We start from the raw sequence: 26,873 nt of genomic DNA on the forward strand, positions 1-26,873 counted from the left end.
CCGAGCTTGTGCCTCCTTGGAATGAAATCGGCCTGTAGCGATTGCTGAAAAAGCGCATGCAGCTATCTTTGTCATAGCGAACGCAGCGTTCGGTGGTGTGCGAGCCATTCGTGATGCAGAGCGGTGGATCGCCCGCTGCGTGCTGCTACCGTTCTTCTGGCAACTGGCAACTGGCAACTGGCAACTGGCAACTGGCAACTGGCAACCGGCAACCGGCAACCGGCCGTAAGCAAGCTACGCCCACACGCAGGCTTGTTCAACGATTGGCTTCGCCTGCCGATGGCGCGCGGTCGGTAGCGTCCGACCGGCACCGCACCACGCCGTACCTGCGCATAGTGCGGCATCGTTTCGGCGGCGACGGCCTCGCGTCTTGGCCGAAGGACCAAGGCGTCCATGGCCGTGGTGGCGGGCACCCTACCGGCCTGTGCGGCGGAGTCGGATCGACGTTCCCCATCTTTCTGGCTACAGCACGGATACCGCCGGTGGCCGGGCGAGCGCCTCGCGGAGCATGCCACCACCGCCCGTCGCTGCACCCCTCCTTCTTCCTCCGAGTGCGCATGGCAACGCACGCAGCGTTGATGCCAAATCGGCCTCCAGCGCTTATTTGATAAGCGCCAGCAGCTCTTGATTCAGTAGCAAAGCTGCGGCAAAGCCCTGCACGCAGATCCCTCTGCTGCGCCGCCAAGCCGCACGCCGAACGCATCCCGAGCGCGGTCGCCCGCGTCACACCCCTGTCATGTGCACTTCCTAGAGTCCCTCAGGTCTTCAACCCAAAGCGAGCGCCCATCCAGTGCTTCGCAACGACTCCAGAGGAAAATCTGATGAAACACAAAGTGTGGTGCGCCGCATTGGCTGGCGCTTCGATGCTGATGACCGCCTGTGGCGGCAACGACGGTCCGGCGGTGCCGACCAAGAACGTGTTGTTCTTCCTGGGCGATGGCATGGGCATCACCACCATGACGGCGGCGCGCATCTACCAGGTGGGTGAAGACGGTGAACTCACCATGGACCAGCTGCCCGAAACGGCCTTCGTGCACACCTACTCGGCCGACGGCCAGGTGACGGACAGCGCGCCCTCCATGGCCGCCTACATGACCGGCGTGAAGATGAACAACGAGGTCATCTCCATGTCGCCCGAGACCCGCGCCACCGGCGCCGACGGCAAGCCCTACCACGTCAAGTACGACAGCACCTGCCCTGCCAGCGGCAACGGCACGGCGGTGGAAACGCTGCTGGAGCAAATGAAGGCCGCCGGCTACGGCACCGGCGTGGTAACGACCACGCGCATCACCCACGCCACGCCCGCCACCACCTATGCGCACGTGTGCCACCGCGACGCCGAGAACACCATCGCCGCGGCCCTGGTGCCCGGCGGCGCGGGCTACAACGCCAAGCTGGGCGACGGCATCGACGTGGTCTTCGGCGGCGGCACGAACTACTTCACGCCCGTGGAGAGCGGCGGCCGGCGCAACGACAAGCGCGACCTGATCGCCGAGCTGAAGACGGCCAAGTACAGCTTCGCCGCCGACAAGGCCGCGTTCGACAAGCTGCCCGTGGACGGCAGCACCAAGATCGCTGGCCTGTTCACCAAGGACCACATGGCCTACGACCTGGACCGCGACGGCGCCAAGGAGCCCAGCCTGTCCGAAATGACCGGCAAGGCCATCGACGCGCTGGCCGCGAAAAAGAAGGGCTTTTTCCTGATGGTGGAAGGCGGGCGCATCGACCACGCGCTGCACGCCACCAACGCGCGCCGCGCGCTGCAGGACACCGTGGCCTTCGACAACGCCATCAAGACCGCGCTGACAAAGATGCAAGCCATCGACCCCGGGCTGAAGAACACGCTGGTCGTCGTCACCGCCGACCACGACCACACGCTGCAGATGAACGGCTACGCCAAGATCACCGGCAAGACCGCGCCCGGCAACCCCGGCGTGCTGGGCCTGGTGAAGGACTACGTCAAGGGCGCGCCCTCGAAGGATGTCGATGGCAACCCCTACACCGTGCTGGGCTTCGGCAACGGCCCGGGCTACAAGCCCGTGCGCGGCCCGATCAGCGATGCCGAGCTGGAGAGCATCGACTACCTGCAGGAAGCCGTGGTGCCCATGCCCTCGGGCGGCGAGACGCACGGCGGCGGCGACGTGTTCCTGGGCGCCACCGGCCTGGGCGCGGACAACTTCAGCGGCGTGCTGACCAACCACGAGGTGTTCGGCCTCATCAAGAAGTCCCTCGGCCTGTAAGCCAGCGCCAGCACAACACAAGGAATCCACACATGAACTCCGCAATCCGCAAGACCGCGCTGGCCGTGGCACTGCTGGCATCGGGCGCGGCCCAGGCCGCCGGCGAGGCCAAGAACGTCATCTTCTTCCTGGGCGACGGCATGGGCCCGGTCACCGTCACGGCCGCGCGCATCTACAAGGGCGAGAAGGAAATCGCCGCCGGCAACCCCGCCAAGCTGCCCACCAGCGAACGCGCCAAGCTCGCCATGCAGACGCTGCCCTACGCCGCGCGCATCAAGACCTTCTCGCGCGACGCGCAGACCACCGACAGCGCGCCCTCCATGGCCGCCTACATGACCGGCGTGAAGATGAACAACGAGGTCATCTCCATGTCCGCCGAAACCTCGGCCTACGCGCCCGACGGCTCGCAGTACATCAAGGGCGAGGACACCGCCTGCCCCGCCAGCAACGGCACGCCCGCCGTCACGCTGCTGGAACTGTCGAAGGCCAAGGGCCGCGCGGTGGGCGCGGTCTCGACCACGCGCGTCGTCCACGCCACGCCGGCCACCACCTACGCCCACATCTGCAACCGCAATGCCTACAACACCATCGCCGAGCAGTCCGTGACTGCGGGCCTCGACGTGCTCATGGGCGGCGGCCAGCGCAACTACCTGCCCAAGGCAGCCAATCCGTCCAGCAAGCGCACGGACACGCGCAACCTGGTGCAGGAAATGCAGGGCAACGGCTACACCTACGTGAGCAAGGGCAGCGAACTGGCCGCGCTGGACACCAGCAAGGTCACCCGGCTGCTGGGCCTGTTCTCGCAGAGCGAGATGGCCTACGAGCTCGACCGCGTGAACCAGAAGCTGGACCAGCCCAGCCTGTCCGACATGGCCACCAAGGCGCTCGACGTGCTGAGCCGCAATGACAAGGGCTTCTTCCTGATGGTCGAGGGCGGCCGCATCGACCACGCCCTGCACGGCACCAACGCCAAGCGCGCGCTGGAAGACACGCTGGCCTTCGACAAGGCCATCGAGAACGTGCGCGCCTACATGGAGAAGAAGGACCCCGGCCTGAAGAACACGCTGATCGTGGTGACGGCCGACCATGACCACGCCATCGCCTTCAACGGCTACACCAAGATCGGCTCGCCGATTCTCGGCAAGGCCATCGACTACCAGACCGGCAAGCCCGCCCTGGCCGCCGACGGCAAGCCCTACACCACGCTGGTGTTCGGCAACGGCGGCCGCCCCAACGCCACCGCCAGCAGCCAGGTGAACGCCGAAGACGGCAACAAGCCCTGGGTGGCCCCGGTGCGTGGCGCCAGCCGCGACGACCTGACCGCCGTGGACACCACGCAGGACAACTTCCTGCAGGAAGTGGGCATCAACCTGGGTACGCCGGGCTCCGAAACCCACGGCGGCGGCGATGTGATGCTGTTTGCCGGCGGCGCTGGCGCCAAGATCTTCAAGGGCACGGTGGACAACACCCGCGTGTTCTCGAAGGTGAAGGAAGCGGCCGGCCTGTGACCGCACTGCGGGCCGTTTCACCGGTCCGCGGGGCCACTCCATGCGGGGTGGCCCCGTTTCGTCTTTTCTGCTTCGGGCCGCGCCTGCACCCTGCCGGCACGGCCCTGACTGTTTTTCTGAGGTGTTCCATGGTTTCCTCCTTCCTTCGCGCGCCTGTGGCTGCGGCCGTCCTGCTGCTGGCCGGTGGCCTGGGCGCGCTGGCGCCCACCCTGGTCCATGCCGCGGGGCGCACGCCCGGCGTGCTGTCCGTGCAGGACGATGCGCCCGCCGCCCGGCCCAGCACGCCTGCCAGCGTGGCGGCCACCACCGCCGCCGTGGCGGCCGCGCCGGCGCTGAACCTGCGCGTGAGCTACTTCACGCGCAGCATCGGCAACGACGGTGTGCAGCGCGACACGCGCCACACCAACCGACTGGTGCGCCAGCCCGGCACCGTGTGGACCGAACGCGAACTGCCCGCGGCGCTGAGCGAGAGCGTCACCCACGGCCACGCCCATTCGCACGGCCCGCACGCCGGCCATGCGCACGACGAAGCCCAGGGCGCGCCGCTGCGCGTGTCGCGCGCGGCGGACGGCACCGAGCGCGTCGAGGTCATCCTGAGCGAAACGCGCCGCGTGATCGAGGTGGACCGTGCGCACCACGGCAACGTGGGCTACGGCGGTTCGTGGGACGCGTCGTACTGGATCGTGCCGCCCGCCACGCTGCAGGGCATGCAGACCGTGGGCGCCCCCAAGGCCGGCGTGCAGCGCTACCGCCGCGTGCAGGGCGAGCGCACCACCACCGTGGACTGGGACGTGGCCGGCCAGTACCCGCGCACCATCGAGCGCCGTGACGCGCACGGCACCGACATCACCCGCGTGACCGTCGAGCGCCTGCCGCTGCCAGCCGTGATGCCGTGGAAGGCGAGCGAGGCGTTCGGGCGCGGGGACTATTCGGATCTGCTGGACTGAGGGCAGGGCTGCGCGAAGGATGCCCTAGCGCCGTGAGGGGCGCATGGTGTGGCGCGGCCTGCGGGCGGCGTGGTGCCGACTGCGCCCCCCCCGCGCTGGACTGTGGCCGACGTCGCAGCGGCCGGCCGGGCGGCTGCCGTGGCGTTGACCCGCGCGCGTTGCAACGACAGCCGCGGTGGCGTTGAGGTTTGATGGTGTTTTATGCCGCTAGCGCTTGGTGTACTTGCGTTAATCGCTATTGAATAAATAGCAATCCGCTGGTATTCACGAGCGATTTTGGTGGGCGAAACACGAAGGCACGCACTCTGCGGTTTTCAGCGCGGTAGAGGCGTCAAGCGCTTTTCCCGCTGCGCTGTTTGCTATCTATCTCATAGCGTATCTTGCCGCCTGGTTCCAGGAACCGCGGCCTGCCTGGCGCACCGCACCGGCGCCCGCTCCGCTACCATGGCGCCGCCACCCTCTGTCGCAACTTCCATGGCCCGCCTGCCCCGTCTGACCCTTCCCGGCACCGTCCACCACGTCATCCAGCGTGGCAACAACCGCCAGCCGATCTTTGTCGATACGGTGGACTACGAGGCCATGCTGGGCCTGCTGGCCGAACAGTCGCGGCGCCACGCCGTGGCCGTGCACGCCTACGTGCTGATGGACAACCACCTGCACCTGCTGGCCACGCCGCAGACGGCCGAGGGTCTGCCGCAAATGATGCAGGCCGTGGGCCGCAGCTACGTGCGCGGCTTCAACCTGCGGCATGGCCGGTCGGGCACGCTGTGGGAGGGGCGCTACCGCTCCACCGTGCTGCAGGCCGAGCGCTACCTGCTGCAGGCCATGGCCTACCTCGACCTGAACCCGGTGCGCGCTGGCCGCGTGGCGCAGCCGGCCGACTATCCCTGGTCCAGCTACGCGCAGTGCGTGGGCCTGCGGGTGGACAAGCTCATCACGCCGCACGCCCTGTACTGGGCGCTGGACAACACGCCGTTCGCCCGCGAGGCCGCCTACAGCGCGCTGGTGCAGGCCGGCATCAGCGGCGCCGAACAGCAGGCGCTGACCGATGCCGCGCTGTCCGGCTGGGCCCTGGGCGATGCAGATTTTCTCGCGCAGCTGCAGCAACGCACCGAGCGCCGCGTGACCAAAGGGCGGGCAGGGCGGCCCTCGCGCATCCCCGAAGTTCAAACCGAATAGGCCGATAGCGCTTGTCCAGTAAGCGATAATTGCTATCCTAATTGATATGTCCCTAATTTAATTAATTGAGATTTATTCTCATTAATAAATGGTATCTGACCCCATTTAAAGTGCTTGCCAGAATTTGCTGCATTGCACTAATCTTGCGTTCCCTGCGAACAATTCCACGAGGAGTGCGCCATGACCACGGCTGCCGAGATCCAGCATCTGCAACAACACGGTTTGTATTCATCGGGTAACGAACACGACGCCTGCGGCCTCGGGTTTGTCGCCCACATCAAAGGCATCAAGCGCCACGACATCGTGACGCAGGCCTTGAAGATCCTGGAAAACATCGACCACCGTGGTGCGGTGGGTGCCGACCCGCTGATGGGTGACGGTGCCGGTATCCTCATCCAGATCCCTGACGCGCTGTACCGCGAAGAGATGGCCAAGCAGGGTGTGACCTTGCCTGCGGCTGGCGAATACGGCGTGGGCATGATCTTTTTGCCCAAGGAGCACGCATCCCGTCTGGCCTGCGAGCAGGAGATGGAGCGCGCCATCAAGGCCGAAGGCCAGGTGCTGTTGGGCTGGCGCGATGTGCCGGTGAATGTGGACATGCCCATGTCCCCCACCGTGCGCAAGAAGGAGCCTATCCTGCGCCAGGTGTTCATCGGCCGTGGCAACGACGTGATCGTGCAGGACGCGCTGGAGCGCAAGCTGTACGTGATCCGCAAGACGGCCAGCGCCAATATCCAGGCGCTCAAGCTCAAGCACAGCAAGGAATACTACGTTCCGTCCATGTCCAGCCGCACCGTGGTCTACAAGGGCCTGCTGCTGGCCGACCAGGTGGGCAAGTACTACCTCGACCTACAGGACGAGCGCTGCGTTTCGGCCATCGGCCTGGTGCACCAACGCTTCTCGACCAACACCTTCCCTGAGTGGCCACTGGCCCACCCGTACCGTTACGTGGCGCACAACGGTGAAATCAACACCGTCAAGGGCAACTACAACTGGATGAAGGCGCGCGAAGGCGTGATGGCTTCGCCCGTGCTGGCGGCAGACCTGCAAAAGCTCTACCCCATCAGCTTCGCCGACCAGTCCGACACGGCGACGTTCGACAACTGCCTCGAACTGCTGACCATGGCGGGCTACCCCATCAGCCAGGCCGTGATGATGATGATCCCAGAACCCTGGGAGCAGCACACCACCATGGACGAGCGCCGCCGCGCTTTCTATGAATATCACGCTGCCATGCTAGAGCCCTGGGACGGCCCGGCTTCCATCGTGTTCACCGACGGCCGCCAGATTGGCGCCACGCTGGACCGCAATGGCCTGCGCCCCTCGCGCTACTGCATCACCGATGATGACCTCGTCATCATGGGCTCCGAGTCCGGCGTGCTGCCCATCCCCGAGAACAAGATCGTGCGCAAGTGGCGCTTGCAGCCCGGCAAGATGTTCCTGATCGACCTGGAACAAGGCCGCATGATCGATGACGATGAGCTCAAGGCCAACATCGTCAACACCAAGCCCTACAAGCAGTGGATCGAGAACCTGCGCATCAAGCTCGACAGCATTGAAACGGGCGCCTCCGCCGTGGCTCCTCAAGCTGCTGACCTGCCGTTGCTGGACCGCCAGCAGGCCTTCGGCTACACGCAGGAAGACATCAAGTTCCTGATGGCTCCCATGGCCAAGAATGGCGAGGAAGGCATTGGCTCCATGGGCAACGACAGCCCGCTGGCCGTGCTTTCGGGCAAGAACAAGCCGCTGTACAACTACTTCAAGCAGTTGTTCGCCCAGGTGACGAACCCGCCGATCGACCCGATCCGCGAAGCGATCGTGATGTCGCTCAACAGCTTCATCGGGCCCAAGCCCAACCTGCTGGACATCAACCAGGTCAACCCGCCCATGCGCCTCGAAGTCAGCCAGCCTGTGCTGAACTTTGCCGACATGGCCAAGCTGCGCGACATTGAACGCCACACCCACGGCAAGTTCAAGAGCGTGACCATCGACATCACCTACCCCTTGAGCTGGGGACGTGAGGGCGTGGAAGCTAAGCTGGCGTCGCTGTGCGCGCAAGCCGTGGACGCCATCAAGGGCGGTGCCAACATCCTCATCATCAGCGACCGAGCCGTGAGCGCCACGCAAGTGGCCATCCCCGCGCTGCTGGCGTTGTCTGCCATCCACCAGCATCTGGTGGTTGCAGGCCTGCGCACCACTGCCGGTCTGGTGGTTGAAACCGGTACGGCCCGCGAAGTGCACCACTTCGCCGTGTTGGCCGGCTACGGCGCCGAGGCCGTGCACCCCTATCTGGCCATGGAAACCCTGGCCGATATGCACAAAGACCTGGGTGGCGACCTGTCTGCCGACAAGGCCATCTACAACTACGTCAAGGCGATCGGCAAGGGCCTGTCCAAGATCATGTCCAAGATGGGCGTGAGCACGTACATGAGCTACTGCGGTGCGCAATTGTTCGAGGCCATCGGTCTGAACACGGAAACCGTCAGCAAGTACTTCACCGGCACCGCCAGCCGCGTGGAAGGCATTGGCGTGTTCGAAATCGCCGAAGAAGCCATTCGCATGCACAAGGCCGCGTTTGGTGACGACCCTGTGCTCGAAACCATGCTGGACGCGGGTGGTGAATACGCCTGGCGCGCCCGTGGCGAAGACCACATGTGGACGCCGGACGCGATTGCCAAGCTGCAGCACAGCACGCGTGCCAACAACTGGAACACGTACAAGGAATACGCCCAGATCATCAACGACCAGAGCAAGCGCCACATGACGCTGCGCGGCCTGTTCGAGTTCAAGATTGACCCCGCGAAGGCGATCTCGATTGACGAAGTCGAGCCCGCCAAGGAAATCGTCAAGCGCTTTGCCACCGGTGCCATGTCGCTGGGTTCCATTTCGACGGAAGCCCACGCCACCCTGGCCGTGGCCATGAACCGCATTGGCGGCAAGAGCAACACGGGTGAGGGCGGTGAGGACGAGCGCCGCTATCGCAACGAGCTCAAAGGCATTCCAATCAAGAAGGGCGACACGCTCAAGAGCGTGATTGGCGCCGAGAACGTGGAGGTGGATCTGCCGTTGCTGGACGGCGACTCGCTGCGCAGCCGCATCAAGCAGGTGGCTTCGGGCCGCTTTGGCGTGACGGCAGAATACCTGTCGTCGGCCGATCAGATCCAGATCAAGATGGCCCAGGGCGCCAAGCCCGGCGAAGGTGGTCAGCTGCCCGGCGGCAAGGTGTCCACCTATATCGGCAAGTTGCGCCACAGCGTGCCCGGTGTGGGCCTGATCTCGCCCCCACCGCACCACGACATCTACTCCATCGAGGACTTGGCCCAGCTGATCCACGACCTGAAGAACGTGGCACCGCACGCAGGCATCAGCGTCAAGCTGGTGTCCGAAGTGGGCGTGGGCACCATTGCTGCTGGCGTGGCCAAGTGCAAGAGCGACCACGTGGTGATCGCAGGGCACGATGGCGGCACGGGCGCATCGCCCTGGTCGTCCATCAAGCACGCGGGCGGCCCGTGGGAAATCGGCCTGGCCGAAACCCAGCAGACCCTGGTGCTCAACCGCCTGCGCGGCCGTATCCGCGTGCAGGCCGACGGCCAGATGAAGACCGGCCGTGACGTCGCCATCGGCGCGCTGCTGGGCGCGGATGAATTCGGCTTCGCCACCGCTCCGCTGGTGGTGGAAGGCTGCATCATGATGCGCAAGTGCCACCTTAACACCTGCCCCGTGGGCGTGGCCACGCAAGACCCCGAGCTGCGCAAGAAGTTCTCGGGCAAGCCAGAGCATGTGGTGAACTACTTCTTCTTCATCGCGGAAGAAGTGCGCCAGATCATGGCCCAGCTGGGTATCCGTAAGTTCGACGACATGATCGGCCGCACCGATCTGCTGGACATGCGCAACGGTATCGAGCACTGGAAGGCACGCGGCCTGGACTTCAGCCGTCTGTTTGCCCAGCCCAATGTGCCCGCCGATGTGCCGCGCTTCCATGTGGACGTGCAAGACCACAACATCGAGCACACGCTGGACCGCAAGCTCATCGAGCGCAGCCAGCCCGCCATCCAAAAGGGCGAGCGCGTGCAGTTCATCGAAGTGGCGCGCAACGTCAACCGCTCGGTCGGCGCGATGCTCTCGGGCGCTGTGACCCGCGTGCACCCTGAAGGCCTGCCGGATGACACCATCCGCATCCAGCTCGAAGGCACGGGTGGTCAGTCGTTTGGCGCGTTCCTCACACGCGGCATCACGCTGTATTTGATTGGCGATGCCAACGACTACACAGGCAAGGGCCTGTCGGGCGGCCGCGTCATCGTGCGCCCCAGCATTGACTTCCGTGGCGACGCGGTGCGCAACACCATCGTGGGCAACACCGTCATGTACGGTGCGACCACGGGTGAAGCCTTCTTCAGCGGTGTGGCGGGCGAGCGTTTTGCCGTGCGTCTGTCGGGTGCCACTGCCGTTGTGGAAGGCACGGGCGACCACGGTTGCGAATACATGACTGGCGGCACCGTGGTGGTGCTGGGCAAGACGGGCCGCAACTTTGCGGCGGGTATGAGCGGCGGCGTGGCGTACGTGTACGACGAAGACGGTTTGTTCGAGTCGCGCTGCAACATGTCGATGGTCGCGCTGGAACGCATCCTGCCTTCTGCTGAGCAAGAAGCCACCGTGCCCCGCTCGATCTGGCACAACGGCCAGACCGATGAAGCCCAGCTCAAGAAGCTGCTGGAAGACCACAACCGCTGGACGGGCAGCAAGCGCGCCCGCGAGCTGCTGGACAACTGGGCCGCTTCGCGCGCCAAATTCGTCAAGGTGTTCCCCACCGAGTACAAGCGCGCGCTGGCTGAGATTTATGAACGGAAAGTGCTGGAGGAGTCCGCTACACCAGCGGTAGCTGCTACTAAAAAAGAAGCAGTACCCGCCAAATAAGGTGACCCCGCAGACCTTCGCACCACATTCATAGACAAGGACACTCCGTCATGGGAAAAACTACTGGCTTCATGGAATACGAGCGCATCGAAGAGGGCTACAAGCCCGTCGGTGAGCGACTCAAGCACTACAAGGAATTCGTCATTGGTCTGGACGCAGACCAGGCGAAGATCCAGGGCGCGCGCTGCATGGACTGCGGCACGCCGTTCTGCAGCAACGGCTGCCCGGTCAACAACATCATCCCGGACTTCAACGACCTCGTGTACCAGCAAGACTGGAAGAGCGCGATTGCCGTCCTGCACAGCACCAACAACTTCCCCGAGTTCACCGGCCGCATCTGCCCCGCGCCTTGCGAAGCGGCTTGCGTGCTGAATGTGAACAACGACCCCGTGGGCATCAAGTCCATCGAGCACGCCATCATCGACCGCGCCTGGGCGGAAGGCTGGGTGCAGCCGCGCCCTGCCAAGCACAAGACAGGCAAGAAGGTGGCCGTGGTGGGCGCAGGCCCTGCCGGCATGGCGGCAGCCCAGCAACTGGCCCGCGCGGGCCACGATGTGACGGTGTTTGAAAAGAACGACCGCGTGGGTGGCCTGCTGCGCTACGGCATTCCTGACTTCAAGATGGAAAAGTCGCACATCGACCGCCGTGTGGAGCAGATGAAGGCCGAGGGGGTGGTCTTCCGCACCGGTGTGGTGGTGGGCGCAGCCAAGGACCCGCTGGGCAAGGGCTCCAAGGTCACCAACCTGGCCAAGGAAACCATCACGCCGGAAGAACTGCAAAAAGAGTTTGACGCCGTGCTGCTGACCGGTGGCGCCGAGCAATCGCGCGACCTGCCCGTGCCCGGCCGAGACCTCGATGGCGTGCACTTCGCGATGGAATTTTTGCCCCAGCAAAACCGCGTGAACGCTGGCGACAAGGTCAAGGGCCAGCTGCGTGCCGATGGCAAGCACGTCATCGTGATCGGTGGCGGCGACACCGGCTCTGACTGCGTGGGCACCAGCAACCGCCATGGTGCGGCCAGCGTGACCCAGTTCGAGCTGATGCCCATGCCCCCCGAGCAGGAGAACAAGCCACTGGTCTGGCCCTACTGGCCCTACAAGCTGCGCACCTCTTCTAGCCACGAAGAGGGTTGCGAGCGTGAATTTGCCATCTCCACCAAGGAGTTCATGGGCGACAAGGGCAAGGTCACCGGTCTCAAGACCGTGCAGGTCGAGTTCAAGGACGGCAAGTTCGTTGAAGTGCCCGGCACCGAAAAGGTCTTCAAGGCCGACCTGGTGCTGCTGGCCATGGGCTTTGTGAGCCCGGTGGCGACGGTGCTCGATGCCTTTGGCGTGGAAAAAGACGCCCGCGGCAACGCCCGCGCCACGACCGATTTTGACGGCGGCTACGCTACCAACGTGCCCAAGGTGTTCGCTGCGGGCGACATCCGCCGCGGGCAGTCGCTGGTGGTGTGGGCCATTCGCGAAGGCCGCCAGGCTGCCCGCTCGGTGGACGAGTTCCTGATGGGGTACTCCGACCTGCCACGCTGAGCGAAGGCGCTGCGCCGCCGCTCACCATGCCAAGCGCCCTGCGGGGCGCTTTTTCGTTGCTCCTGTTTTAATAGCTGGTCGCGCTTATTGAGTGGGCGCTGGAGGCTGTTTTGGTATGAAGTGCCGAGGCGCCGCTCAGGTTTGCAGGTGCCCGGCTGGACGTCATAAGAACAGGTTCTAAGGGACAATCATGGGTTCTGCGCCACGGCCGCGATTGCGTGCCGTGTTTTATTTTTGTGTTTTGAGAGTCGATTTGCCATGAAGAAGACCGCTGCCGCTGCCCTCGTTTTGCTGGGTGCCTTGCTTGCTGGGTGCAGCAAGACCGAAACCCCCGCGCCTGCAGCCGCCACGCCCGCGCCAGCGGCCGTGACCAAGATCGTTGTGGGCCTGGACGACAACTTCCCGCCCATGGGTTTCCGTGACGAGAAGAACGAGCTGGTGGGTTTTGACATCGACATGGCCAAGGAAGCCGCCAAGCGCCTGGGCCTGGAAGTGAGCTTCAAGCCCATCGACTGGAGCGCCAAGGAAGCCGAACTGTCGGGCAAGCGCGTGGACGCGCTGTGGAACGGCCTGACCATCACCGAAGAGCGCAAGCAGAACATTGCCTTCACCGCACCCTACATGGAAAACCACCAGATCATCGTGGTGGCAGCCAGCTCCGCCATCAAGACCAAGGCCGATCTGGCCGGCAAGACCGTGGGCGCCCAGGAAGGCAGCAGCGCTGTGGACGCCGTGAAGAAGGAAGAGGCCGTCTTCAAGAGCTTCAAGGACTTCAAGACCTTTGGCGACAATGTGACCGCGCTGATGGACCTGTCCACCGGCCGCCTGGATGCCGTGGTGGTGGACGAAGTGGTGGGCCGTTACTACGTGGCCAAGAAGCCCCAGGACTACGTGGTTCTGGAAGCCCACTTCGGCACGGAAGACTACGGCGTGGGTGTGCGCAAGGACGACACCGAGCTGCAGGGCAAGCTCGACAAGGCTCTGGCCGACATGAAGGCCGATGGCGCCGCTGCCAAGATTGCCGAACAGTGGTTCGGTAAGAACATCATCAAATAAGGGACAACCCCCTGAGGCGCTGCGCGCCTTCCCCCTTCTCTGGCATCGCTACGCGATGCGGAAGGGGGACACCGCCAGCGCGGCGGGGCGGCGCGGCCAGCTCAGGCCCTTGCGCGGCGGTCGCTGACTTAGGTCGCGCCAGTGGTAACGGCCAAGAGCAAAAAACACACGGAACTGTCGCGACAGCATGGATTACGTTCTTTCTCTTCTGGGGCCGCTGGCGCAAGGCGCTACCGTCACCCTGAAGCTTTTTGTCATCACCTTGCTGCTGGCGGTGCCGCTGGGGCTGGTGTTGGCGTTGGCGCGCGTGTCGCGCTGGAAGGCCTTGTCGGCCTTCGTCAATGGCTACATCTGGCTCATGCGTGGCACGCCGCTCATGCTGCAGATGTTGTTCATCTACTTTGCGCTGCCGTTCGTGCCGGTGATCGGTGTGCGGCTGCCAGATTTTCCTGCTGCCGTGGTCGCCTTCGCGCTGAACTACGCGGCGTATTTCGCTGAAATCTTCCGTGCGGGCATCCAGTCCATTGACCGGGGCCAATACGAGGGTGCCAAGGTGCTGGGCATGAGCTATGGCCAGACCATGCGCCGCATCGTGTTGCCGCAAATGGTGCGCCGCATCCTGCCGCCCATGAGCAACGAGACCATCACCTTGGTCAAAGACACGTCTCTCATCTACGTGTTGGCCCTCAACGACTTGCTGCGTGCAGCGCGCGGCATCGTGCAGCGTGACTTCACCACCACGCCCTTCATCGTGGCGGCGGCTTTCTATCTTGTGATGACCCTGGTGCTCACCTGGGGCTTTCAGCGTCTGGAGAAACGTTATGCCAAGCACGACGAATGAGCGCGCATGCGCCGCTGCCGCCAGCCAGCCCATGATCGAGGCGCGGGGCATCCACAAAACCTTTGGGCGTGTGCCCGTGCTGCGCAATGTCTCGCTCACGGTGGGGCAGGGCGAAGTGGTGGCGCTGATCGGGCCTTCGGGCTCGGGCAAGAGCACTTTCCTGCGCTGCCTGAACCACCTGGAAACCATCGACCGGGGCTTCATCGCCATCGAAGGCGAGGCTCTGGCGCAGACGGATGCTGCGGGGAGCTGCACGTACGGCAGTGAGGCCGAAGTGCGCCGCATCTGCCGCAAGACGGGCATGGTGTTCCAGCACTTCAACCTGTTTCCGCACCTCACGGTGCTGGAGAACCTCATTGAAGCGCCCATGGTGGTGCGCGGCATGGCCCGTGACGAAGCCATCGCCCGCGCGGAAGTGCTGCTGGACAAAGTGGGCTTGCGTGCCAAGCGTGACAACTACCCCGCGCGCCTGTCGGGTGGGCAAAAACAGCGTGTGGCCATCGCCCGGGCGTTGGCCATGGAGCCCGACATCATGCTGTTCGACGAGCCCACCTCGGCGCTCGACCCCGAACTCACGGGCGAGGTGCTGCGCACCATGCGCGCCCTGGCCCAGGAGCGCATGACCATGCTGGTGGTGACGCACGAAATGGGCTTTGCGCGCGAGGTGGCGCACACCGTGGCGTTCATGGACCAGGGCGAGCTGCTGGAAACGCGGCCTGCTGCCGAGTTTTTTGGCAGCCCGGGCCACGAGCGCAGCCGGACATTTTTGAACCATATGCTGTAGCAGGCCTCTGATGTGACGCGCGTGGGTTGCCCCGACTCTCCGGATGGGAGTGCTGTTACTCACTAGTGCGCAGCCTCCGACATTGCGAACACAGCATTCACGTTTCAGAAACAAACAAACGTGAATGTATGTATAGGTGCATGGATTACCATAGCGCCTTCTGCGGTGAATGCTGCGCCGCGACAATCGGAGTTTGCCCGTTCCTTTTCGTTTGCTTTGTCCCTGCACTTTTGAATGCCAGAAACTTCCGCCCTCGTTGACTTGCGCAATGTCACCTTCTCCTATGGGGAGCGGGTGATCCTGCGCGACGTGTCGCTGCAAGTGCCACGCGGCAAGGTCACGGCGCTCATGGGCGCCTCGGGCGGGGGCAAAACCACGGTCTTGCGGTTGATTGGCGGGCAGCAACGCGCACAGCAGGGCCAGGTCCTGTTTGACGGGCAGGACGTGGGCATGCTCGATTCGGCCGGCCTGTTCGCAGCGCGCCGTCGCATGGGCATGCTGTTCCAGTTCGGAGCGTTGTTCACCGACCTGAGCGTGTTTGAGAACGTGGCCTTTCCGCTGCGCGAGCACACGGACTTGTCTGAAGCCCTGATCCGCGATGTGGTGCTGATGAAGCTGAACGCCGTGGGCTTGCGCGGGGCGCGGGATTTGCTGCCCAGCCAGATATCCGGCGGCATGGCCCGGCGTGTGGCCCTGGCCCGGGCCATTGCGCTCGACCCCGAACTCATCATGTACGACGAGCCCTTTGCGGGCCTGGACCCGATCTCGCTAGGCACCACGGCCCAGCTCATCCGCCAGCTCAACGATGCCATGGGCCTGACCAGCGTGCTGGTGTCGCACGACCTCACGGCGACCTTCCATCTGGCGGACCACGTCATCGTTCTGGGGCCGGGTGTGGTGGCGGCGCAGGGCACCCCTGCGGAGGTGATGGCCAGCACCGACCCGCTGGTGCACCAGTTCGTGAATGCGCTGCCGGTGGGGCCCGTGCCCTTCCACTACCCAGGGCCTGATGCCGCCCAGGACTTTGGCCCTACCGCAGGGGCACGGCCATGAACTGGTTCCATCCCGCCAACCTCGGTTTTGCCGTGCGGTCGAAACTGGCCGACATTGGCCGTGGCGCCCGGCTGTTTGCTCGCCTGATGCAACTGGTGGGCGCGGCGTTTGCGCGGCCAGGGCTGGTGCGCGATCAGGTGCACTTTCTGGGCAACTACTCCCTGGCCATCATTGCGGTGTCGGGGCTCTTTGTCGGTTTTGTGCTGGGCCTGCAGGGGTATTACACGCTGCAGCGCTACGGATCTTCGGAAGCGCTGGGCCTTTTGGTGGCGCTGTCGCTGGTGCGCGAGCTGGGCCCGGTGGTCACGGCTTTGTTGTTCGCGGGGCGTGCAGGTACTTCGCTGACGGCCGAGATCGGCCTCATGCGTGCGGGTGAGCAGCTCAGCGCCATGGAAATGATGGCCGTGGATCCGGTGCGCCGCATCCTCGCCCCCCGGTTTTGGGCCGGTGTCATCACCATGCCCCTGCTGGCTGCCGTGTTCAGCGCCGTGGGCGTGATTGGCGGCTGGGTGGTGGGCGTGCTGATGATCGGCATCGACCCCGGCGCCTTCTGGAGCCAGATGCAGGGCGGGGTGGATGTGTGGAAAGACGTGGGCAATGGCGTGCTCAAAAGCCTGGTGTTTGGCTTCACCGTGACGTTCATTGCGCTTTTGCAGGGTTTTGAGGCCCGCCCTACGCCCGAGGGGGTTTCCCGTGCCACCACGCGCACGGTGGTCATTGCCTCGTTGGCCGTGCTGGCGTTGGACTTCGTCCTCACGGCCTTGATGTTCAGTATTTGATGCCGGCTCGCCCGGTGGTGGAAGGATCAGCGTGCAACGCTCCAAAAATGATGTGTGGGTCGGGTTGTTTGTGATGCTGGGTGCAGTGGCGCTGGTGTTCCTGGCGCTGCAGTCGGCCAACCTGCTCAGTTTCAATTTTCAAAAGGGTTACCTCATCAGTGCGCGGTTTGACAACATCGGTGGCCTCAAGCCCCAGGCAGCAGTGCGCAGCGCGGGTGTGGTGGTCGGGCGTGTGGAATCCATCACGTTTGATGACAAGACCTTTCAGGCGCGTGTGACCTTGTCCATGGATGATCGCTACGCTTTCCCCAAAGACAGCTCGCTGAAGATTTTGACCAGCGGTTTGCTGGGTGAGCAGTACATCAGCATTGAAGCGGGCGCCGACGAGAAAAACCTGGTGGCCGGGGATACGGTCACGGCCACGCAGTCGGCCGTAGTGCTGGAAAACCTGATCGGCCAGTTCCTCTATAACAAGGCCGAAGACGGCGGCAAATCCGCAGGGACGGACACCAACAAATGAAAACATCGACAGTCAATGACGCCCCCGCAGTGAAGGCGGCCCAACCCCGACTCGCGGCCTGGGCCCGCCGGGGCTTGCCCGTATTGGCCGCGCTGGCACTGGTGGGCTGCGCCAGTGGCCCGCGTTCCAACCCGGACGACCCGTTCGAGTCCTACAACCGCAGCATGACGCGCTTCAACGATGATGTGGATGCGGCCATTCTGAAACCCGTGGCCACGGCGTATGTGGAGGTGACGCCAACGCCGGTGCGTACGGGCGTGAGCAACTTCTTCGGCAACCTGTCCGATGTGTGGTCGTTTGTGAACAACCTGCTGCAGTTGCGTGCCGAGGGCACGGCCAACAGCTTCATGCGGGTGAATGTGAACACCATCTTTGGCCTGGGCGGCTTGCTGGATGTGGCCAGCGAGTTGGGCATTGAGCGGTCCCGCCAGGACTTCGGCCTCACGCTGGGGCGCTGGGGCGTGGACACCGGTCCGTATGTGGTGCTGCCCCTGCTGGGGCCCTCCACGCTGCGCGATGCTGTGGCACTGCCGCTGGATGTGAATGGCAACCTGTTGCGGCAGGTGCGTCCGGTGTCTGACCGCAATTCGCTGTACGCCCTGCGCATGGTGGACACGCGCGCGAACTTGTTGCGCGCCGGGTCTGTGATCGACAATGCCGCGCTCGACAAATACTCCTTCACCCGCGACGTCTACATGCAGTTGCGCAAGGGCCAGTCGAGCGAGCCGCTGTTCAAGGACGATGCCGATCGCGGCGCCAATGACGGCGTGCTGCCGCCCGAGCCTGACCGCTAAGACCCGATAAGCCCGTGATGCTGCGTGGACTGCGCGCGGCGTTGCACATGCTTGCACCTTGGTACACAGCAGAAGCCTGTGTGCTGAGAGCCCAGAACAAAATGCCATCAAGGCTGCCCGTGGCGCAGCTGGAGCCGAAAGAATGATGAATCGACGTGAATTGGGGCGTGCTGCCCTTGCTGTTGGAACCGTTTATGCGCTGGGGCTGCCACTGGCGGTGCTGGCGGCTGATGAGACGCCGGATGCGCTGATCAGGCGCCTTTCGGTGGACGTGCTCAACACCGTGCGCGCTGACAAGGCCATCCAGGCGGGTGATATCGACAAGGTGATCGCGCTGGTGGACAAGACCGTGATGCCCAACGTGAACTTTCGCCGCATGACCGCTGCTGCGGTGGGCCCCGGCTGGCGCCAGGCTACGCCAGAACAGCAAAAGCGCTTGCAGGACGAGTTCAAGGTTTTGCTCGTGCGCACTTACGCAGGCGCCTTGGCGCAGGTGAGCGACCAGACGGTGCGCATCAAACCCATGCGGGCGGCCGCAGACGACAAGGATGTGCTGGTGCGCACCGAAATCGTGGGCAAGGGGGACCCCATTCAGCTCGACTACCGCCTGGAAAAGACGCCGGGCGAGGGCGCGGGCTGGAAGATTTACAACCTCAACGTGCTGGGCGTGTGGCTGGTGGAAACCTACCGCAGCCAGTTCGCGCAGGAAATTAACGCCAAGGGCATTGATGGCCTGATCGACACGCTGGTGGCCCGCAACAAGTCGAACGCCGCTAAAGGCTGACCGTTGGCGCGCAGCTTCTTTTCATTCCCCAAGCCATGACGACCTCTGCCGCCGCTGCACTGCGTTTGCCCTCCGAGCTGACCCACCGTCAGGCCACGGCCTGTTTGGCGCAGTTGCTGCAGTCGGTGGGGGGCGCTGCGCCTGGCAGCGCCCTAGTGGTAGACGCCGCCCCGCTGCGCGTGTTTGACACCTCGGCCCTGGCCGTGCTGCTGGAGTTTCGGCGCGAAGCGCTGGCCGCCGGGCTGCGCTTTGCCGTGCAGGGCCTGCCACAGGCGCTGCAGGGCATGGCGGGGCTGTATGGGGTGGATGGCCTGCTCAACGATGCGGCCTGATGGGGGCAGACGAGCACAGACCGCCCCCAGCCCGTAAAATCGAGGGCTTCATGCCCGCAGTCTCATTCCAAGCCATCTCCAAGACCTTTGCCACGCCCAAAGGCCCTTTCCAGGCGCTGAACCAAGTCAGTCTGGACATTGAACAGGGCGAATTTTTTGGGCTCCTCGGGCCCAATGGCGCCGGCAAAACCACTCTCATCAGCATCCTGGCGGGCCTGGGCCGCGCCACCAGTGGCCGTGTGCTGGTGCAAGGCAGCGATGTGCAAGCCAACTATGCCGATGCCCGCCGCAAGCTGGGCATCGTGCCGCAGGAGCTGGTGTTCGACCCCTTTTTCAACGTGCGCGAGGCGCTGCGCTTTCAGTCCGGCTATTTCGGTGTGAAGAACAACGACGCCTGGATTGACGAGCTGCTCGAAAACCTGGGCCTGGCCGACAAGGCCAACGCCAACATGCGCCAGCTCTCGGGCGGCATGAAGCGCCGCGTGCTGGTCGCCCAGGCGCTGGTGCACAAGCCGCCCATCATCGTGCTGGACGAGCCCACCGCCGGTGTGGACGTAGAACTGCGCCAGACGCTGTGGCACTTCATCGCCCGCCTGAACAAGGAAGGGCACACGGTGCTGCTCACCACCCATTACCTGGAAGAAGCCGAGGCGCTGTGCGGCCGTATCGCCATGCTCAAGGCCGGGCAGGTGGTGGCGCTGAACCGCACATCTGAGCTGCTCAAGGCCGCTTCGGGCAGCGTGCTGCAGTTCAAGACCGACGCGGTGCTGCCTGCGGCGCTGGCCCCTATCGCCCGGGTTACCGGTCGCATCGTGCAATTGCCCGCGCAGGACGCGGCAGAAATTGAAAACCACCTGGCTACGCTGCGCGTCGCTGGCGTGGAGGTGCAGGACATGGAGATCCGCCGGCCCGACCTGGAGGATGTGTTCTTGCAGGTGATGTCGGGTACCTCGGCTTCCAACATTCCTTTGTCCGAGGTGGCTTTATGACGGGTTGGCAGACGCTTTTTTATAAAGAGGTGCTGCGCTTCTGGAAGGTCAGCTTCCAGACCGTGGCCGCGCCGGTGCTCACCGCCGTGCTGTACCTGCTGATCTTCGGCCATGTGCTCGAAGACCATGTGAAGGTGTACGACCGCATCAGCTACACCGCGTTTTTGATACCGGGCCTGGTGATGATGAGCGTGCTGCAAAACGCGTTTGCCAACAGCTCGTCCAGCATCATCCAGAGCAAGATCATGGGCAGCCTGGTGTTTGTGCTGCTCACGCCGCTGTCGCACTGGGCGTGGTTCCTGGCCTATGTGGGCTCGTCGGTGGTGCGCGGCCTGGTGGTGGGGCTTGGAGTGTTCGTCGTCACGCTGGCGTTTGCACGGCCGGAGTTTGCGGCGCCGCTGTGGATTGTGGTGTTTGCCCTGCTGGGCGCCGCGCTGCTGGCCACGCTGGGCTTGATTGCCGGGCTGTGGGCCGACAAGTTCGACCAGATGGCCGCGTTCCAGAACTTCATCATCGTGCCCATGACCTTCCTGTCGGGCGTGTTCTACTCCATTCAGTCGCTGCCGCCGTTCTGGCAGACCGTGAGCCACCTCAACCCGTTTTTCTACATGATCGACGGCTTCCGCTACGGCTTCTTTGGCCAAAGCGATGTGTCGCCCTGGATCAGCCTGGGCATCGTCGGCCTGGCCTGGCTGGCGGTAAGCGCACTGGCCGTGCACCTGCTGCGCACTGGCTACAAAATCAGAAACTGAAATGACTGCAGACCAACTCAAAGACATCATCAGCGCTGGCCTGGCCTGCGACCACATCACCCTGGAGGGCGATGGCCGCCACTGGTACGCCACCATCGTCTCGGCAGAGTTCGAGGGGCAGCGCACCCTGCAGCGCCAGCGCCGCGTGTACGCCACCCTGGGCAACCGCATGCAGACCGATGAAGTGCATGCGCTGTCGATGAAGACTTTTACGCCCGCCGAGTGGGCCACCCAGCAGGCCTGATTCGGCTTGCTACTGTATTGATAGCTGCTGGCGCTTGACACGAAAGCGCTGGAAGCACTTTTGACTCATATTCTGGTTTTTTGAGATGGACAAACTCCTGATCCGCGGCGGCCGTACCTTGCAAGGCGAGGTGCTGGTGTCTGGTGCCAAAAATGCCGCCCTGCCGGAGTTGTGCGCCGCACTGCTCACGGCCGAGCCCGTGACCCTGCTCAACGTGCCCCAATTGCAGGACGTGAGCACCATGCTCAAGCTCATCCGCAACATGGGCGTAGCGGCCGAGCGGGCTGACGACGGCACCGTGCGCATTGACGCCAGCGCCTTGAACTCGCCCGAGGCCCCCTACGAGCTGGTCAAGACCATGCGTGCCTCGGTGCTGGCGCTGGGCCCGCTGCTGGCGCGCTTTGGTGAGGCCACGGTGTCGCTGCCTGGAGGCTGCGCGATTGGTTCGCGCCCGGTGGACCAGCACATCAAGGGCATGGCCGCCATGGGCGCCGAGATTGTGGTCGAGCACGGCTACATGATCGCCAAGCTGCCCGCAGGGTGGAAGCGCCTGAAGGGCGCCCGCATCACCACCGACATGGTCACCGTGACGGGCACCGAAAACTTCATGATGGCTGCTGCGCTGGCCGAGGGCGAGACGGTGCTCGAAAACGCTGCGCAAGAGCCTGAAATTTCGGACCTGGCCGAGATGCTGATCGCCATGGGCGCGAAGATCGAAGGCCACGGCACCAGCCGGATCCGCATCCAGGGCGTCGAGAAGCTGCACGGCTGCACCCACCGCGTGGTGGCCGACCGCATCGAGGCGGGCACCTTTTTGTGCGCTGTGGCCGCCACGGGCGGTGATGTGGTGCTGCGCCACGGTCGCGCAGACCACCTCGATGCCGTCATCGAAAAGCTGCGCGAAGCGGGCGCCACCGTGCAGGCGGTGGAAGGCGGCATCCGCGTGCAAAGCACTGGCGGTGCCACGCTCAAGGCCCAGGGCTTTCGCACCACCGAATACCCCGGTTTCCCCACCGACATGCAGGCGCAGTTCATGGCGCTCAACTGCATTGCCCAGGGCACGGCCACGGTGACCGAAACAATTTTTGAAAACCGCTTCATGCACGTCAACGAGCTGGTTCGCCTGGGCGCAAAAATCCAGGTGGACGGCAAGGTGGCGGTCATTGAAGGCGTGCCACGCCTGTCCGGCGCCACCGTGATGGCGACCGACCTGCGAGCCTCGGCCAGCCTCGTCATCGCCGGCCTGGTGGCCGATGGCGAAACCATGGTCGACCGCATCTACCACCTGGACCGTGGCTACGACTGCATGGAAGCCAAACTGCGCGGCATCGGTGCCGACATCGAGCGAGTGGCATGAAGGACATCCCCCTGAGCGGCTTCGCCGCTTCCCCCTTCTCTCACGCTGCGCGTGGGAAGGGGGACGCCGCCAGTGCACGCGAGCGAAGCGCCGCTTACGCGGCTTGGCGGCCCTTGCACGGCGGCTCTCGCCTGCGGTGTGCCGGTTTCAAAGGCGTGTGGCGAAACGAAGAACATCGGAGCAAATGACATGACGATCACCCTGGCGCTTTCCAAGGGCCGCATCTTTGAAGAAACCCTGCCGCTGCTGGCTGCTGCGGGTATCGAGGTGCTGGAAGACCCCGAAAAGTCGCGCAAGCTCATCCTGCCCACCAACCAGCCTGACGTGCGCGTGGTGCTGGTGCGTGCGTCCGATGTGCCCACCTACGTGGAATACGGCGGCGCGGATTTGGGCGTGACGGGCAAGGACACCCTGATCGAGCATGGCAGCCAGGGCCTGTACCAGCCGCTGGATCTGCGCATTGCCAAGTGCCGCGTGAGCGTGGCCGTGCGCCAGGACTTTGACTACGAGCGCGCCGTCAAGCAGGGTTCCCGCCTGAAGGTGGCCACCAAGTACACCTCCATCGCCCGCGAATTCTTTGCGACTAAGGGCGTGCACGTGGACATGGTCAAGCTCTACGGCAGCATGGAGCTGGCACCGCTCACCGGCCTGGCCGACGCCATCGTCGATCTGGTTTCCACCGGTAACACCCTCAAGGCCAACCACCTGGTGGAAGTGGAGCGCATCATGGACATCAGCTCGTTCCTGGTGGTCAACCAGGCGGCGCTGAAGCTCAAGCGTGAACCACTGCGCCGCATCATCAATGCCTTTGCCTCGGCCATTCCGGCAGAGCAAAACTGAAACCTGAACTGCAACGCACTATGAAATTGGTAGCTGCTCCCGCCCGTCTGTCAACCGCTGCAGCCACTTTTGAGGCTGATTTTGCAGCCCGCCTGCATTGGTCTGCCGACACCGACGCGGCCATCGAGCAGCGCGTGGCCGACATCCTGGCCGATGTGCAAAAGCGCGGAGACGCGGCGGTGCTGGAGTACACCGCCCGCTTCGATGGCCTTACCGCCCCCACCATGGCAGCGCTGGAGCTGACCCAGGCGGAACTCAAGGAGGCCTTCGACGCCATCCCTGCGGTGCAGCGTGACGCATTGCAAGCGGCCGCAGCGCGGGTGCGCAGTTACCACATGGCTCAAAAGAAGGCCTCGGGCGAGAGCTGGAGCTACCGCGACGAAGACGGCACCTTGCTGGGCCAGAAGGTCACACCTCTGGATCGTGTCGGCATTTATGTGCCGGGCGGCAAGGCGGCGTACCCCTCCAGCGTGTTGATGAACGCCATCCCGGCCCATGTCGCGGGGGTCGAAGAAATCATCATGGTCGTGCCCACCCCCAAGGGTGAAAAGAACGCGCTGGTGCTGGCTGCTGCCTACGTGGCCGGTGTGACCCGCGCTTTCACCATCGGCGGTGCCCAAGCTGTAGCCGCGCTGGCCTACGGCACCGAAACCGTGCCCAAGGTGGACAAGATCACTGGCCCCGGCAACGCCTACGTGGCCAGCGCCAAGAAGCGCGTGTTCGGCACCGTGGGCATCGACATGATTGCGGGCCCCAGCGAAATCCTGGTGCTGGCCGACGGCACCACGCCGCCCGACTGGGTGGCGATGGACCTCTTCAGCCAGGCCGAGCACGACGAGCTGGCCCAGTCCATCCTGCTGTGCCCCGACGCCGCCTACCTCGACGCCGTACAGCGCGAAATCGACCGCCTGCTGCCCACCATGCCGCGCGCCGAGATCATTGCCAAAAGCCTTACCGGCCGTGGCGCGCTGATCCTGACGAAAGACATGGAAGAAGCCTGCGCCATCAGCAATCGCATCGCTCCAGAGCACTTGGAAGTCAGCAGCAACGACCCACACCGCTGGGAGCCCCTGCTGCGCCACGCGGGCGCGATCTTCCTGGGTGCTTACACCAGCGAATCCTTAGGCGACTACTGCGCAGGCCCCAACCACGTGCTGCCCACCAGCGGCACCGCGCGTTTTTCCTCGCCCCTGGGCGTGTACGACTTCCAGAAGCGCAGCAGCCTCATTGAGGTGAGCGAAGCGGGTGCCCAGGTGCTTGGGAAAATCGCTGCCGAGCTGGCCTACGGCGAGGGCCTGCAGGCCCATGCGCAGGCGGCGGAAATGCGTTTGAAGAAGCAGGGCTGAGACTTTGCCAGCGGCCGAACACCGGCGGTGGTCTGTCGGCCAAGTCGTTAGCGAGGCGGTGAGAGCCCTTGTTCGAGGGGGGCTCCAAAACTCGTTTGTCGTGCGGCTTGTTGCCAGAAAGCAGGGCCCGCCCGCCAGCAGTCCTGCTCAGAGGGTCAACCCACCTGCCGCAAGGCGGGACGCATCTGGCGCGTCACGGGGTCGATGTGCGCTGTGGGCACCTGGTAGGCACGGTCATCAAACAGGTCGATGCCGCATTTGAGGTTCTCGATCCACGCAAAGAAATCCTGGATGGCTGGCTTGCCCATGATGGGTGCGCCGTGCTGCGGCACGATCATGGCAATGTCCAGCTGCCGGGCCATGTTCACCCACAACCGCAGGATCTTGTTGGACACCATGTAGCGGCGGTGGAAGCCTTCCATGCGGGGAATGTGGGCCTGCAGATCGGTGACGGGGCGGCTTGCCTCGGCGCCGGACATCATCGACACGCCCAGGTCCCCCGTGAAGAGGATCTTGCTGACCGGGTCGTAGAAATGGAAGTTGCCTTCGGAGTGCATGAAGTGGGCTGGCAACAGCACCAGTTCATGCCGCCCCAGGGGCAGGTGGCCTCCGCTGTCGGGCACGCCGATGACGCGGTTTTCTGTCTTGCCCACCTTGGTGAAGTGCGGTGCAAAGCGCTCCCACACGCGGGAGATGACCAGCGATGCCTTGGTGCTGGTGAGCCACCGATCCAGCGAGGCAATGATGTCCGGGTCTGCGTGGGAGGCGATCAGGTACGACAGCTTGTGGGGCGGGAAATGCTTCGTCATTCCCATGAACAGCTCGTTGAACGCCAGGTTGCCGCCCGGGTCGATGATGGCCCCGGTGTCATCGTCCACGATCAGGAACTGGTTGGCCTGCACCGCCTGTCCATCCTCCTCGATGAGGTCGGTGAACATGATGCAGGCATGGTTCTTGTCGCGATAGAGTTCGATGGACATGGTGGCGCACAGAAGCAATGAAGCGTTGACTGTACGAGTACCCCAACAACGACAGTTGATCAATATCAAGCCGAATTGTTAAAAAAAGGTGGTGCTGGCTTTGCCAGGCACCTCCCTCACAGGCTGCTGCGTGAAAGAGGCCTCCCGCGGCTCAGGTCACCGGGGCCGGGTTGAACAGCACCAAGGCGTTGTGCAGCTTCCAGTGTTCAGCCCAGGTCTTCTTGCGGCCGCTGGCCACGTCCAGCATCAGGTGAAAGAGCTGCCAGCCAACCTCTTCAATGGTGGCCTTGCCTTCGGCAATGGTGCCTGCGTTCACGTCCATCAGGTCGTGCCAGCGGCGCGCCAGATCGGTGCGGGTAGCCACCTTGATGACCGGGCACTCGGCCAGCCCGTAAGGCGTGCCGCGGCCGGTGGTGAACACATGCAGGTTCATGCCTGCCGCCAGTTGCAGGGTGCCGCAGATGAAGTCGCTCGCAGGCGTGGCCGCGTAGGTCAGACCCCGGGTTTGGAGCTTTTCGCCCGGCGAGAGCACGCCGGAGATGGGGGCGGAGCCGGACTTGACGATGGAGCCCATGGCCTTTTCGACGATGTTGGACAGCCCGCCCTTTTTGTTGCCAGGCGTGGTGTTGGCACTGCGGTCCACGCTGCCGCGCTGCAGGTAGGCGTCGTACCAGGCCATCTCGCGCACCATGGCCTCGGCCAGCTCGGGGGTGGCGGCGCGGGCCGTGAGCTGCGCAATGCCGTCACGCACTTCGGTGGTTTCCGAGAACATCACGCTGGCACCCGCCCGCACCAGCAGGTCGGTGCAAAAGCCCACGGCCGGATTGGCGGTGACGCCCGAGAACGCATCGCTGCCCCCGCACTGCACGCCCACCACCAGTTCGCTGGCAGGCACGGTTTCGCGGCGGCGCGCATTCAGGCGCTGCATGTGGGTTTCTGCCTGGCGCATGATGGACTCCACCATCGACATGAAGCCCACATGGGCCTCGTCCTGCAGGCACACCACATCCAGCCCATGGGTGCTGCTGCGCTCGTCCACCACGGGGATGGAACCAGGAGGCAGCAAACGCTCGGGCTGCAGCTTTTCGCAGCCCAGGCTCGGCAT

General features: G+C 64.1%; 22 protein-coding genes and 1 pseudogene. 21 read left to right on the forward strand and 2 right to left on the reverse strand.

Going from position 1 to position 26,873, the window contains the following annotated elements; translation table 11 throughout:
• The first annotated feature begins 821 nt into the window (after positions 1–821).
• From PQV96_RS03845 to hisD, 21 genes are all read left to right on the forward strand, one after another.
• Positions 822–2,240 (forward strand): alkaline phosphatase, encoded by a 1,419-nt coding sequence (locus tag PQV96_RS03845; RefSeq protein WP_420482184.1) that lies wholly within the window; start codon positions 822–824, stop codon positions 2,238–2,240.
• Between the two features lie 32 nt (positions 2,241–2,272).
• Positions 2,273–3,748, forward strand: coding sequence for an alkaline phosphatase (locus tag PQV96_RS03850; RefSeq protein ID WP_273624669.1), 1,476 nt, complete (start codon positions 2,273–2,275; stop codon positions 3,746–3,748).
• 128 nt (positions 3,749–3,876) lie between these two features.
• Complete coding sequence (locus tag PQV96_RS03855) at positions 3,877–4,695, forward strand: hypothetical protein (protein ID WP_066698387.1); 819 nt, start codon at positions 3,877–3,879, stop codon at positions 4,693–4,695.
• Between the two features lie 474 nt (positions 4,696–5,169).
• Positions 5,170–5,874, forward strand: a complete 705-nt coding sequence (locus PQV96_RS03860) for a transposase (RefSeq protein WP_066698368.1) — start codon at positions 5,170–5,172, stop codon at positions 5,872–5,874.
• Positions 5,875–6,054: 180 nt separating this feature from the next.
• Entirely contained in the window at positions 6,055–10,788 is a 4,734-nt protein-coding gene (locus PQV96_RS03865) for a glutamate synthase-related protein (RefSeq protein WP_273624670.1), read from the forward strand.
• A 50-nt stretch (positions 10,789–10,838) separates the two neighbouring features.
• Complete coding sequence (locus tag PQV96_RS03870; RefSeq protein ID WP_273624671.1) at positions 10,839–12,317, forward strand: glutamate synthase subunit beta; 1,479 nt, start codon at positions 10,839–10,841, stop codon at positions 12,315–12,317.
• Positions 12,318–12,575: 258 nt separating this feature from the next.
• Positions 12,576–13,373 (forward strand): amino acid ABC transporter substrate-binding protein, encoded by a 798-nt coding sequence (locus tag PQV96_RS03875; protein ID WP_273624672.1) that lies wholly within the window; start codon positions 12,576–12,578, stop codon positions 13,371–13,373.
• A gap of 187 nt (positions 13,374–13,560) precedes the next feature.
• Positions 13,561–14,214, forward strand: coding sequence for an amino acid ABC transporter permease (locus tag PQV96_RS03880; protein ID WP_044397031.1), 654 nt, complete (start codon positions 13,561–13,563; stop codon positions 14,212–14,214).
• Positions 14,195–14,998, forward strand: a complete 804-nt coding sequence (locus tag PQV96_RS03885) for an amino acid ABC transporter ATP-binding protein (RefSeq protein WP_273624673.1) — start codon at positions 14,195–14,197, stop codon at positions 14,996–14,998. Before PQV96_RS03880 ends, PQV96_RS03885 begins: the two co-directional genes overlap by 20 nt.
• A gap of 234 nt (positions 14,999–15,232) precedes the next feature.
• On the forward strand, positions 15,233–16,051 hold the full coding sequence (locus PQV96_RS03890) for an ABC transporter ATP-binding protein (RefSeq protein ID WP_273624674.1): 819 nt from the start codon (positions 15,233–15,235) through the stop codon (positions 16,049–16,051).
• The gene (mlaE, locus tag PQV96_RS03895) at positions 16,048–16,830 is read left to right on the forward strand and encodes a lipid asymmetry maintenance ABC transporter permease subunit MlaE (protein WP_044397034.1); all 783 of its coding nucleotides are present in this window, start codon (positions 16,048–16,050) and stop codon (positions 16,828–16,830) included. The genes PQV96_RS03890 and mlaE overlap by 4 nt, the downstream gene beginning before the upstream one ends.
• Before the next feature lie 31 nt (positions 16,831–16,861).
• Positions 16,862–17,350, forward strand: a complete 489-nt coding sequence (mlaD, locus tag PQV96_RS03900) for an outer membrane lipid asymmetry maintenance protein MlaD (RefSeq protein ID WP_066695061.1) — start codon at positions 16,862–16,864, stop codon at positions 17,348–17,350.
• Entirely contained in the window at positions 17,347–18,144 is a 798-nt protein-coding gene (locus tag PQV96_RS03905) for an MlaA family lipoprotein (protein WP_082758742.1), read from the forward strand. The genes mlaD and PQV96_RS03905 overlap by 4 nt, the downstream gene beginning before the upstream one ends.
• A 142-nt stretch (positions 18,145–18,286) precedes the next feature.
• A complete protein-coding gene (locus PQV96_RS03910; RefSeq protein WP_273624675.1) occupies positions 18,287–18,928 on the forward strand; it encodes an MlaC/ttg2D family ABC transporter substrate-binding protein in 642 nt (213 codons plus the stop codon).
• A gap of 35 nt (positions 18,929–18,963) precedes the next feature.
• The gene (locus PQV96_RS03915; RefSeq protein ID WP_044397037.1) at positions 18,964–19,260 is read left to right on the forward strand and encodes an STAS domain-containing protein; all 297 of its coding nucleotides are present in this window, start codon (positions 18,964–18,966) and stop codon (positions 19,258–19,260) included.
• 50 nt (positions 19,261–19,310) lie between these two features.
• Positions 19,311–20,249 (forward strand): ABC transporter ATP-binding protein, encoded by a 939-nt coding sequence (locus tag PQV96_RS03920; protein ID WP_207373995.1) that lies wholly within the window; start codon positions 19,311–19,313, stop codon positions 20,247–20,249.
• Positions 20,246–21,001, forward strand: coding sequence for an ABC transporter permease (locus PQV96_RS03925; RefSeq protein ID WP_207373994.1), 756 nt, complete (start codon positions 20,246–20,248; stop codon positions 20,999–21,001). The genes PQV96_RS03920 and PQV96_RS03925 overlap by 4 nt, the downstream gene beginning before the upstream one ends.
• Position 21,002: 1 nt before the next feature.
• Positions 21,003–21,245 carry a BolA family protein gene (locus PQV96_RS03930; protein WP_044397039.1) on the forward strand — a complete coding sequence of 81 codons (243 nt, stop codon included), beginning with the start codon at positions 21,003–21,005 and terminating at the stop codon, positions 21,243–21,245.
• A gap of 85 nt (positions 21,246–21,330) precedes the next feature.
• Positions 21,331–22,602, forward strand: a complete 1,272-nt coding sequence (gene murA / locus PQV96_RS03935) for a UDP-N-acetylglucosamine 1-carboxyvinyltransferase (protein ID WP_273624676.1) — start codon at positions 21,331–21,333, stop codon at positions 22,600–22,602.
• Between the two features lie 189 nt (positions 22,603–22,791).
• Positions 22,792–23,442 carry an ATP phosphoribosyltransferase gene (hisG, locus tag PQV96_RS03940; RefSeq protein ID WP_044397041.1) on the forward strand — a complete coding sequence of 217 codons (651 nt, stop codon included), beginning with the start codon at positions 22,792–22,794 and terminating at the stop codon, positions 23,440–23,442.
• Positions 23,443–23,462: 20 nt separating this feature from the next.
• Positions 23,463–24,788 carry a histidinol dehydrogenase gene (gene hisD / locus PQV96_RS03945; RefSeq protein ID WP_066695074.1) on the forward strand — a complete coding sequence of 442 codons (1,326 nt, stop codon included), beginning with the start codon at positions 23,463–23,465 and terminating at the stop codon, positions 24,786–24,788.
• Between the two features lie 155 nt (positions 24,789–24,943).
• On the opposite strand, the gene PQV96_RS03950 is transcribed toward hisD, so the two are convergent.
• Complete coding sequence (locus tag PQV96_RS03950) at positions 24,944–25,768, reverse strand: oxygen-binding di-iron domain-containing protein (protein ID WP_066695076.1); 825 nt, start codon at positions 25,766–25,768, stop codon at positions 24,944–24,946.
• A 151-nt stretch (positions 25,769–25,919) separates the two neighbouring features.
• Positions 25,920–26,867 (reverse strand): annotated as a pseudogene (gene garD / locus PQV96_RS03955) (galactarate dehydratase); the annotation flags it as partial.
• Positions 26,868–26,873: the final 6 nt, after the last annotated feature.

The sequence above is a fragment of the Acidovorax temperans genome (assembly GCF_028596105.1).
GTDB lineage: Bacteria > Pseudomonadota > Gammaproteobacteria > Burkholderiales > Burkholderiaceae_C > Acidovorax > Acidovorax temperans.

Bases quoted from the DNA above. Each gene is read 5' to 3' on its own strand.
- hisG (WP_044397041.1), top strand. From the start codon at position 22,792: ATGACGATCACCCTGGCGCTTTCCAAGGGCCGCATCTTTGAAGAAACC.
- PQV96_RS03885 (WP_273624673.1), top strand. From the start codon at position 14,195: ATGCCAAGCACGACGAATGAGCGCGCATGCGCCGCTGCCGCCAGCCAG.
- PQV96_RS03865 (WP_273624670.1), top strand. From the start codon at position 6,055: ATGACCACGGCTGCCGAGATCCAGCATCTGCAACAACACGGTTTGTAT.
- PQV96_RS03850 (WP_273624669.1), top strand. From the start codon at position 2,273: ATGAACTCCGCAATCCGCAAGACCGCGCTGGCCGTGGCACTGCTGGCA.
- PQV96_RS03925 (WP_207373994.1), top strand. From the start codon at position 20,246: ATGACGGGTTGGCAGACGCTTTTTTATAAAGAGGTGCTGCGCTTCTGG.
- murA (WP_273624676.1), top strand. From the start codon at position 21,331: ATGGACAAACTCCTGATCCGCGGCGGCCGTACCTTGCAAGGCGAGGTG.
- hisD (WP_066695074.1), top strand. From the start codon at position 23,463: ATGAAATTGGTAGCTGCTCCCGCCCGTCTGTCAACCGCTGCAGCCACT.
- PQV96_RS03950 (WP_066695076.1), bottom strand. From the start codon at position 25,768: ATGTCCATCGAACTCTATCGCGACAAGAACCATGCCTGCATCATGTTC.
- mlaE (WP_044397034.1), top strand. From the start codon at position 16,048: ATGAACTGGTTCCATCCCGCCAACCTCGGTTTTGCCGTGCGGTCGAAA.
- PQV96_RS03915 (WP_044397037.1), top strand. From the start codon at position 18,964: ATGACGACCTCTGCCGCCGCTGCACTGCGTTTGCCCTCCGAGCTGACC.
- PQV96_RS03920 (WP_207373995.1), top strand. From the start codon at position 19,311: ATGCCCGCAGTCTCATTCCAAGCCATCTCCAAGACCTTTGCCACGCCC.
- PQV96_RS03930 (WP_044397039.1), top strand. From the start codon at position 21,003: ATGACTGCAGACCAACTCAAAGACATCATCAGCGCTGGCCTGGCCTGC.
- PQV96_RS03845 (WP_420482184.1), top strand. From the start codon at position 822: ATGAAACACAAAGTGTGGTGCGCCGCATTGGCTGGCGCTTCGATGCTG.
- PQV96_RS03890 (WP_273624674.1), top strand. From the start codon at position 15,233: ATGCCAGAAACTTCCGCCCTCGTTGACTTGCGCAATGTCACCTTCTCC.
- PQV96_RS03875 (WP_273624672.1), top strand. From the start codon at position 12,576: ATGAAGAAGACCGCTGCCGCTGCCCTCGTTTTGCTGGGTGCCTTGCTT.
- PQV96_RS03870 (WP_273624671.1), top strand. From the start codon at position 10,839: ATGGGAAAAACTACTGGCTTCATGGAATACGAGCGCATCGAAGAGGGC.
- PQV96_RS03905 (WP_082758742.1), top strand. From the start codon at position 17,347: ATGAAAACATCGACAGTCAATGACGCCCCCGCAGTGAAGGCGGCCCAA.
- PQV96_RS03860 (WP_066698368.1), top strand. From the start codon at position 5,170: ATGGCCCGCCTGCCCCGTCTGACCCTTCCCGGCACCGTCCACCACGTC.
- PQV96_RS03855 (WP_066698387.1), top strand. From the start codon at position 3,877: ATGGTTTCCTCCTTCCTTCGCGCGCCTGTGGCTGCGGCCGTCCTGCTG.
- PQV96_RS03880 (WP_044397031.1), top strand. From the start codon at position 13,561: ATGGATTACGTTCTTTCTCTTCTGGGGCCGCTGGCGCAAGGCGCTACC.
- PQV96_RS03910 (WP_273624675.1), top strand. From the start codon at position 18,287: ATGATGAATCGACGTGAATTGGGGCGTGCTGCCCTTGCTGTTGGAACC.